Genomic DNA, 8,587 nt, shown 5'->3' with positions numbered 1-8,587 from the left:
ATGCGTCACTTCAGTGGCGGCAGCGTCGAGCCCGAACTGCTTCGGCGTTTGCTCGAAGCGGCGCATCGGGCGCCGAGTGTCGGTTTGATGCAGCCCTGGCGGTTCATCCGCATCAGCGACCGAGCGTTACGCGGCAAGATCCAGCAACTGGTGGAAGAGGAGCGGGTACGCACCGCCGAAGCGCTGGGCGAACGCTCCGACGAATTCATGAAACTTAAAGTCGAAGGCATCAACGACTGCGCCGAAGTACTGGTTGCCGCGCTGATGGATGATCGCGAGCGGCATATCTTTGGCCGTCGTACCTTGCCGGAAATGGACATGGCGTCGTTGTCCTGCGCAATCCAGAATCTTTGGCTGGCGTCCCGTGCCGAAGGTTTGGGCATGGGCTGGGTCTCGTTGTTCGAGCCGCAGGCATTGGCGGATCTGCTGGGCCTGCCGCCTGGGGCCAAACCGCTGGCAGTGTTGTGCCTGGGACCGGTCAGGGAATTTTACCCGGCGCCGATGCTGGTCCTTGAAGGCTGGGCGCAGGCGCGTCCGCTGAGTGAACTGCTGTACGAGAATTTTTGGGGAGTGAGTCAATGAGTGTGGCGTTGCTGAGTGTCGCCGGCGTAGCGCTGGATGCGCTGCTGGGCGAACCCAAGCGCTGGCATCCGCTGGTGGCGTTCGGCCGTTTTGCCGATCGTATCGAGCAGCGTTTCAACTCTGCCGGTCGTGGCTGGCGCAGTCATGGCGTCACGGCCTGGGTGATGGCGGTGCTGCCGCTGACCCTGTTGATCACGGCATTGTCCTGGTTGCCGTACATCGGCTGGGTCGTCGATATTCTCGCGTTGTATTGCGCGCTCGGTCTGCGCAGCCTTGGTGAGCATGTCGAGCCGGTGGCTCAGGCCCTGCGCAGCGACGACCTGGATGAAGCGCGCAAGCGTGTCGGCTATCTGGTCAGCCGTCAGACCAGTGAGCTGGACTCGACCGAAGTGGCCCGCGCGGCCACCGAATCGGTTCTGGAAAATGGCAGCGACGCAGTATTTGCTGCGCTGTTCTGGTTTGCCGTCGCGGGTGCGCCGGGCGTGGTGCTCTATCGACTGAGCAATACCCTGGACGCCATGTGGGGTTATCGCAACGAGCGCTTTGAACGCTTCGGCTGGGCGGCGGCGAAAATCGACGATGTGCTCAACTATATTCCGGCGCGCCTGGTGGCTTTGACCTACGCACTACTGGGTAAAACCCGTTTGGCGCTCAAATGCTGGCGCACGCAGGGGCCGACCTGGGACAGCCCGAACGCCGGGCCGGTGATGGCCGCTGGCGCGGGTGCTCTGGGCGTCGAGTTGGGCGGGGCGGCGATCTATCACGGTGAGCTGCATCAGCGTCCACAGCTGGGCGAAGGCGTACCGGCAGACGCCAACTCCATCGATCGCGGCTGGCAACTGGTTCAGCGCGGGGTATGGCTGTGGTTGCTGATCCTCTGTGTGGGAGCCGAGATTTATGCTTGAGCACGGTGGCCGCTTGCGCAAGGCGGCGTTGCAGTACGGCATCGCCGAAACCGACTGGCTCGACTTGTCCAGCGGTCTGGCACCTTGGCCGTGGGCGATCCCGGACATCCCGTTACGGGCCTGGGCGCGTTTGCCGGAAACCGAYGACGGCCTGGAGCAGGCTGCACGCGAATACTATGGCGCCTCGCAGGTGCTGCCGGTCGCGGGCTCCCAGGCGGCTATCCAGTTGCTGCCACGTCTGCGTCGCGCCGGTAAAGTCGGCGTGCTCTCGCCCTGTTATGCCGAGCACGCTGAGGCCTGGCGTCGCAACGGCTACGTCGTGCGTGAAGTGCTGGAGCAGGAAGTCGACTTTTTCCTCGATAGCCTCGACGTGCTGGTAGTGGTTAACCCGAACAATCCCACCGGCCTGAGCCTGACCCCGGAACGTCTGCTCGACTGGCATGCGCGGCTGGCGCAGCGCGGTGGCTGGCTGGTGGTCGACGAAGCCTTCATGGACAACACCCCGCAGCTGAGCCTGTCGTCTTATACCGATCAGGTCGGCTTGATCGTCTTGCGTTCGTTCGGCAAGTTTTTCGGTCTGGCCGGGGTGCGATTGGGTTTTGTGCTGGCTGAGCGCAAGTTGCTCAAACTGCTCGCCGAGCAGGTCGGTCCTTGGGCGGTCAGCGGGCCGACCCGGGTATTGGGTCAGGTCTGTTTGCGTGACACCMAAGGTCACGCTCGCCAGCGTCTGCGTAGCGAAGAGGCCAGCCAGCGCCTGGCTGAAGTCCTCGAACGCCACGGCTTCAAACCGCACGGTGGTTGCGCGTTGTTTCAGTGGTTGATCACTGATCACGCAGAGCATCTGCACGAATTCATGGCCCGGCGCGGCATCTTGCTGCGCCTGTTCACCCACAACAGCAGTCTGAGGTTCGGCTTGCCGGCCGATGACGCCGATTGGCAGCGCCTCGAGCACGCTTTTGAAGCCTACACCGACCTTGAGCCACACACCGACATGAACCCGGTGCTGCTCAAGCCCAATAGCGATACCGGCGCGCAAGTGATCATTCACGGGCGTGCCGTGACCACCATGAACGCAGTCGCCTATCACGACTACAAAGCCATCGCCATGCAAGCGGTACTCGCCTCTCACGAACGCTTGAGTGCAGCCTATCCGGTGGTGATGGTCGAAGGCGCGGGTTCCCCGGCCGAAATTAATCTGCGCGCTGGCGACATTGCCAACATGGGATTCGCCGAAGCGGTGGATTGTCCGGTGGTGCTGATCGCCGACATCAATCGCGGCGGGGTATTCGCGCATTTGGTGGGCACGCTGGAGTTGCTGTCAGCCACTGAGCAGGCGCGGGTCAAAGGCTTCATCATCAACCGTTTTCGCGGCGATATCGCCTTGCTGCAGCCAGGCCTCGACTGGCTGGAAGAGCGTACCGGCAAACCGGTGATCGGCGTGCTGCCGTATGTCGTGGATCTGCATCTGGAAGCCGAAGACGGCATCGATCAGCGCCAGGCCGATAAAGCCGATCAGGTGCTCAACGTGGTGGTGCCGGTGTTGCCGCGTATCAGTAACCACACCGATTTCGATCCGCTGCGTCTGCATCCTCAGGTCGATCTGCAATTCATCGGGCCCGGTCAGCCGATTCCGCCTGCCGACCTGATCATCCTACCGGGCTCGAAGAGTGTGCGTAGCGACCTGCACTACTTGCGCGCCAACGGTTGGGACGCAGCCATTACCCGCCATTTGCGTTACGGCGGCAAGCTGCTCGGTATTTGCGGTGGCCTGCAAATGCTCGGCGAGCACGTACACGACCCGCTAGGGCTGGAAGGCGCTGCGGGCTCCAGTACCGGTCTCGGCTTGCTGGCGTTCGAAACCGTGCTTGAAGAAGAGAAACAGCTGCGCAATGTGCGCGGACATCTGGCGTTGGAAAACGCTGAAGTCAGCGGTTATGAAATTCACGCCGGGGTCACCACCGGTAGTGCTTTGGAGCAGGCGGCGGTGTTGCTGGATGACGGTCGCAGCGACGGAGCGCGAAGTGCTGATGGACAGGTGCTCGGCACGTATTTGCACGGCCTGTTCGAGTCTCCGGCGGCATGCAGCGCGCTGTTGCGCTGGGCCGGTTTGCAGGACGTACAGGAAGTCGATTACCACGCCTTGCGCGAGCGCGATATCGAGCGGTTGGCGGATCTGGTGGAGAAGCATCTGGATACTGGGTTGTTGCGTGAGCTCTGTGGGTTTTGAGGCGGCTGTGCAGGCCTCATCGCGAGCAGGCTCGCTCCCACATTGGAGCGTGGTCAACTGTGGGAGCGAGCTTGCTCGCGATAGCGTCGGTTGTCACACCGCCATTTAGAGGTTTATGACCATGTTGCAACTGATCCTCGGCGGCGCCCGTTCCGGTAAAAGCCGTCTGGCTGAGAAGCTCGCCAGCGAAAGCGGCCTGGCGGTGACGTACATCGCCACCAGCCAGCCGCTGGATGGCGAAATGAATGCCCGCGTGGCCCATCATCGCGAGCGCCGTCCGCCTGAATGGGCGCTCATTGAAGAGCCGCTGGAACTGGCCCGGGTGCTACGCGAAAACGCCAGTGCCGAGCGTTGTTTACTGGTGGATTGCCTGACCTTGTGGCTGACCAATCTGCTGATGCTGGAAGATCCCGAGCGTCTGGCGTATGAGCGTGAAGCCTTGCTGGAGTGTCTGGCATCGCTGCCGGGAGAAATTGTTTTTGTCAGCAACGAGACCGGTCTGGGTGTCGTCCCGCTGGGCGAATTGACTCGCCGCTATGTCGATGAAGCCGGTTGGTTGCATCAAGCCCTGGCTGAGCGCTGTCAGCGTGTCGTGTTGACCGTTGCCGGCCTGCCCCTGACTTTGAAAGGTATTGCGTTATGACTCATTCCTGGTGGTTGAACCCGTGCAAACCGATCGATGCGCAAGCGCATGAGCAAGCGGCGGCCCGACAGCAGCAACTGACCAAACCGGCGGGCTCCCTCGGGCAGTTGGAGTCGGTGGCGGTGCAATTGGCGGGGTTGCAGGGCCGGGTCAAGCCAAGCCTGAATCAGCTGTGGATAGCGATTTTTGCCGGTGACCACGGCGTGGTCGCCGAAGGCGTTTCGGCGTTCCCGCAGGAAGTCACCGGGCAGATGCTGCATAACTTTGTCAGCGGTGGCGCGGCGATCAGCGTATTGGCGCGGCAGCTTGAGGCGCGGCTGGAAGTGGTCGACCTCGGCACTGTCACGCCTTCGTTGAATTTGCTGGGCGTGCGCCACCTGCACATCGGTCCAGGCACTGCGAACTTCGTTCATGGCCCGGCGATGACGCAAATCCAGGGCGAACAAGCCTTGCAGGCTGGCCGTGACAGCGTGTTGCGGGCGATTGCTGAAGGCTCCGAGCTGTTTATCGGTGGCGAGATGGGCATTGGCAATACCACCGCTGCCAGCGCGTTGGCCTGTGCATTGCTCGATTGCCCGGTGGCGCATCTGGCCGGGCCAGGCACCGGTCTGGACGCGGCAGGTGTCAGCCATAAAACCCAGGTGATTGAACGCGCCCTGGCATTGCATGCCGCTCAGCGCGGTGATGTATTGCAGACATTGTTCAACCTCGGTGGTTTTGAAATCGCCGCGCTGGTCGGCGCCTATCTGGCCTGCGCTCAAGAAGGGTTGGCGGTGCTGGTCGACGGCTTTATTTGCAGCGTGGCAGCATTGGTCGCAGTGCGTCTGAATCCGGCATGCCGCGAGTGGTTGCTGTTTGGTCATCGCGGGGCTGAACCGGGTCATCGGCATGTATTGGAAACGCTGAACGCTGAACCTTTGCTGGATCTCGGCCTGCGTCTGGGCGAGGGCAGCGGTGCCGCAGTGGCAGTGCCGTTGCTGCGTCTGGCCTGCAATCTGCACGGGCAAATGGCGACCTTCGCCGAAGCGGCCGTGGCCGATCGTCCGGCATGACGTTGCGTCTGGATCTGCTGCGTCACGGTGAAACCGAACTCGGTGGCGGTTTACGCGGCAGCCTGGATGACGCGCTGACCGCCAAAGGCTGGGAGCAGATGCGCGCGGCGGTGATTGATCAAGGTCCGTGGGATCGTCTGGTCAGCTCGCCGCTGCAACGCTGCGCGCGTTTTGCCGAGGAACTGGCCGAGCGGTTCGGCTTGCCGGTGGTGCTGGACAAGGATCTGCAAGAGCTGCACTTCGGTGTCTGGGAAGGGCAGAGCGCGGCAGCGCTGATGGAAACCGACGCCGAAGCGTTAGGCAGGTTTTGGGCTGATCCCTACGCATTTACGCCGCCGGAAGGTGAGCCGGTGACTGCGTTTTCCGCACGGGTGCTGGCAGCCGTCGAGCGCTTGCATCGGGCCTATGCCGGCGAGCGGGTGTTGCTGATCAGTCACGGTGGGGTCATGCGTCTGTTACTGGCCCGCGCACGCGGATTGCCGCGCGAGCATTTACTCAACGTTGAAGTCGCTCATGGCGCGCTGTTTTCGTTGCGCGTCGAGGCTGATGCCGTGCTCAGGGAAGAGGGCTGAACATGTTGCCGTTCTGGATCGCCTTGCAGTTCCTCAGCAGCTTGCCGATTCGTCTGCCAGGCATGCCGGCGCCTCAGGAACTTGGGCGCTCGCTGCTGTTTTATCCATTGGTCGGGCTGCTGTTTGGCGGGTTGTTGTGGGCGCTGAACGGACTGTTGCTCGGTACGCCAGCGTTGTTGCATGCGGCGTTGCTGTTGAGTGTCTGGGTGATGCTCAGCGGTGGTTTGCACCTCGACGGTCTGGCCGACAGCGCCGACGCCTGGCTCGGCGGTTTTGGTGATCGCGAGCGCACCTTGAGCATCATGAAGGACCCGCGCAGTGGGCCAATTGCAGTGGTGACGCTGGTATTGGTGTTGTTGCTCAAGTTCACGGCGTTACTGGCGTTGATTGAACAGCACTCCATGGCCGGTTTGATCCTCGCACCGCTGATCGGTCGCAGTGCCTTGCTGGGGCTGTTTCTGAATACACCTTACGTGCGCGCTGGCGGCCTGGGGCAGGCGCTGGCCGATCATCTGCCGCGCAAGACCGGTCAGCAGGTGCTGTTGCTCAGCGCGCTGGCGTGCGTGCTGATTGGCGGCTGGAGCGGTGTTGTTGCGCTGGTGCTGGCGGCTCCAATGTTCTTCTGGTTGCGCCAAGTGATGTTGCAGCGTCTGGGCGGGACCACTGGCGATACGGCAGGGGCGTTGCTGGAGTTGCTGGAAACGGCGGTGCTGGTGGGTTTGGCGCTGCTCTGAGAGTCACCTTCAACGTGCGCGGCCTTACGGCTGTTTGATAATCAAACTTGCTTTAACTTTATCGCGGGTATAWACACGCACCATGCTAGCCTCTCAATGTTTATGCACCAACCTGCGTCGCGCCGCCCGTGGCGTCAGCAGGCATTACGACGGCGCCCTCGACGGCTTCGGGATCAACGTTGCGCAGTATTCCTTGTTGTGCAATTTGCAGCGCCTCGATCAACCGAGCATTTCGACCCTGGCGGAAGCCATGGGCCTGGATCGCAGTACGCTGGGGCGTAATCTGCGGGTGCTGGAGGGGGAGGGGCTGGTGATGCTGGTTGAAGGTGAAGACCAGCGCAACCGCATCGTGCAGTTGACCGAAACCGGGCGTGAGCGCCTGGCAGCGGCCTTGCCGGCCTGGGAAGCGGCGCAGCAGCGGCTGATTGATCGTCTGGGAGCAGAGAAACGCGCAACCTTGCTGGCCTTGCTGGATGAACTCGCCTGAGGCGGCGGGCCTTTCCAAGCGTAAGCCCGAACTTAAGCGGGTATATACCCGCTACTGGAGAACAAGAATGACATCAATGTGGCGTACCAGCGGTTGGGTTCTACTTGGGAGCGCACTGATTCTTGCGCTGTCGCTTGGCGTGAGGCATGGCTTCGGGCTGTTTTTGCCGCCGATGAGCGCGCAGTTTGGCTGGGGGCGCGAAGTGTTCGCCTTTGCCATCGCCCTGCAGAACCTGATCTGGGGGCTGGCGCAGCCATTCACCGGGGCCTTGGCGGACCGCTTCGGCGCGGCGAAAGTGGTGCTGGTCGGTGGTGTGCTGTACGCCGTGGGTTTGGTGTTCATGGGCTTGTCCGATTCGGCCTGGACGCTGTCATTGAGTGCTGGCTTGTTGATCGGTATTGGCCTGTCTGGCACCTCGTTCTCGGTGATTCTTGGCGTTGTAGGGCGCGCCCTGCCGCCGGAGAAACGCAGCATGGGCATGGGTGTCGCCAGTGCTGCGGGCTCTTTCGGCCAATTCGCCATGTTGCCTGGCACGTTGGGGTTGATCGGCTGGCTCGGTTGGTCGACAGCACTCCTGGTGCTGGGAATGCTGGTAGCGCTGATTGTGCCGCTGGTCAGCATGCTCAAAGACAAACCGCTGCCCGTGCTCGGTCATGAACAAACCCTGTCCGAGGCCCTGCACGAAGCGTGTTCGCACTCGGGCTTCTGGTTGCTGGCGTTCGGTTTTTTTGTCTGTGGTTTCCAGGTGGTGTTTATCGGTGTGCATTTGCCGGCCTATCTGGTCGACCAGCATCTGCCTGCCAGCGTTGGTACCACGGTGCTGGCGTTGATTGGCCTGTTCAATATCTTCGGTACTTACACCGCCGGCTGGCTCGGTGGGCGCATGTCCAAACCGCGTCTGTTGACAGGGCTCTACCTGCTGCGTGCGGTGGTGATCAGTCTGTTCATCTGGGCGCCAGTCACGCAGACCAGTGCCTATCTGTTCGGCATGGCCATGGGCTTTCTCTGGTTGTCGACAGTGCCTTTGACCAACGGCACGGTGGCGACGCTGTTTGGTGTACGAAACCTCTCTATGCTCGGCGGTATCGTTTTCCTCTTTCACCAGTTGGGCTCGTTCCTTGGCGGCTGGTTGGGTGGGGTGGTTTACGACCGAACAGGCAACTATGACTTGATCTGGCAGGTGGCGATTCTTCTTAGTCTGTTGGCGGCAGTCTTGAATTGGCCTGTACGCGAGCGTCCCGTGGCACGGTTGCAAGCTCAGGTGAGTGTGGCATGAGCAGGATTGCAGCCTGGTTCGCCGCTGCCGGGGCTGGCGCGTTGTTGTTGGCGCTGGCCTGGTGGGGCTGGCATCAGGGTGGGCTGGCACTGATGCAGCTCGGTATGGG

Annotated in this window: 8 protein-coding genes and 2 pseudogenes; all 10 read left to right on the top strand. The window is 61.9% G+C overall.

Annotation, left to right across the window (positions count from 1 at the left end):
- A partial coding sequence (bluB, locus tag AC1DH9_RS19100) for a 5,6-dimethylbenzimidazole synthase (RefSeq protein WP_477808587.1) occupies window positions 1–582 on the top strand: 582 nt, incomplete at its 5' end.
- A complete protein-coding gene (gene cbiB, locus AC1DH9_RS19095; protein ID WP_427546000.1) occupies window positions 579–1,487 on the top strand; it encodes an adenosylcobinamide-phosphate synthase CbiB in 909 nt (302 codons plus the stop codon). The genes bluB and cbiB, both read left to right, overlap by 4 nt.
- Window positions 1,480–2,433, top strand: a pseudogene (cobD, locus tag AC1DH9_RS19090) (threonine-phosphate decarboxylase CobD); the annotation flags it as partial. The gene cbiB and the pseudogene cobD, both read left to right, overlap by 8 nt.
- Before the next feature lie 27 nt (window positions 2,434–2,460).
- A pseudogene (locus AC1DH9_RS19085) lies at window positions 2,461–3,714 on the top strand (cobyric acid synthase); the annotation flags it as partial.
- Window positions 3,715–3,835: 121 nt separating this feature from the next.
- The gene (cobU, locus tag AC1DH9_RS19080; RefSeq protein ID WP_427546006.1) at window positions 3,836–4,357 is read left to right on the top strand and encodes a bifunctional adenosylcobinamide kinase/adenosylcobinamide-phosphate guanylyltransferase; all 522 of its coding nucleotides are present in this window, start codon (window positions 3,836–3,838) and stop codon (window positions 4,355–4,357) included.
- On the top strand, window positions 4,354–5,409 hold the full coding sequence (cobT, locus tag AC1DH9_RS19075) for a nicotinate-nucleotide--dimethylbenzimidazole phosphoribosyltransferase (RefSeq protein ID WP_427546008.1): 1,056 nt from the start codon (window positions 4,354–4,356) through the stop codon (window positions 5,407–5,409). Before cobU ends, cobT begins: the two co-directional genes overlap by 4 nt.
- Entirely contained in the window at window positions 5,406–5,981 is a 576-nt protein-coding gene (gene cobC, locus AC1DH9_RS19070; RefSeq protein ID WP_427546010.1) for an alpha-ribazole phosphatase family protein, read from the top strand. Before cobT ends, cobC begins: the two co-directional genes overlap by 4 nt.
- A 2-nt stretch (window positions 5,982–5,983) precedes the next feature.
- Entirely contained in the window at window positions 5,984–6,715 is a 732-nt protein-coding gene (locus tag AC1DH9_RS19065) for an adenosylcobinamide-GDP ribazoletransferase (protein ID WP_427546012.1), read from the top strand.
- Window positions 6,716–6,797: 82 nt separating this feature from the next.
- A complete protein-coding gene (locus AC1DH9_RS19060; RefSeq protein ID WP_054593546.1) occupies window positions 6,798–7,202 on the top strand; it encodes a MarR family winged helix-turn-helix transcriptional regulator in 405 nt (134 codons plus the stop codon).
- A gap of 67 nt (window positions 7,203–7,269) precedes the next feature.
- Window positions 7,270–8,478, top strand: a complete 1,209-nt coding sequence (locus tag AC1DH9_RS19055) for an MFS transporter (RefSeq protein ID WP_427546015.1) — start codon at window positions 7,270–7,272, stop codon at window positions 8,476–8,478.
- Window positions 8,479–8,587 lie beyond the last annotated feature (109 nt).

Source organism: Pseudomonas sp. 05T35 (assembly GCF_056396605.1).
This window is presented reverse-complemented; position numbering and strand designations above follow the sequence as displayed.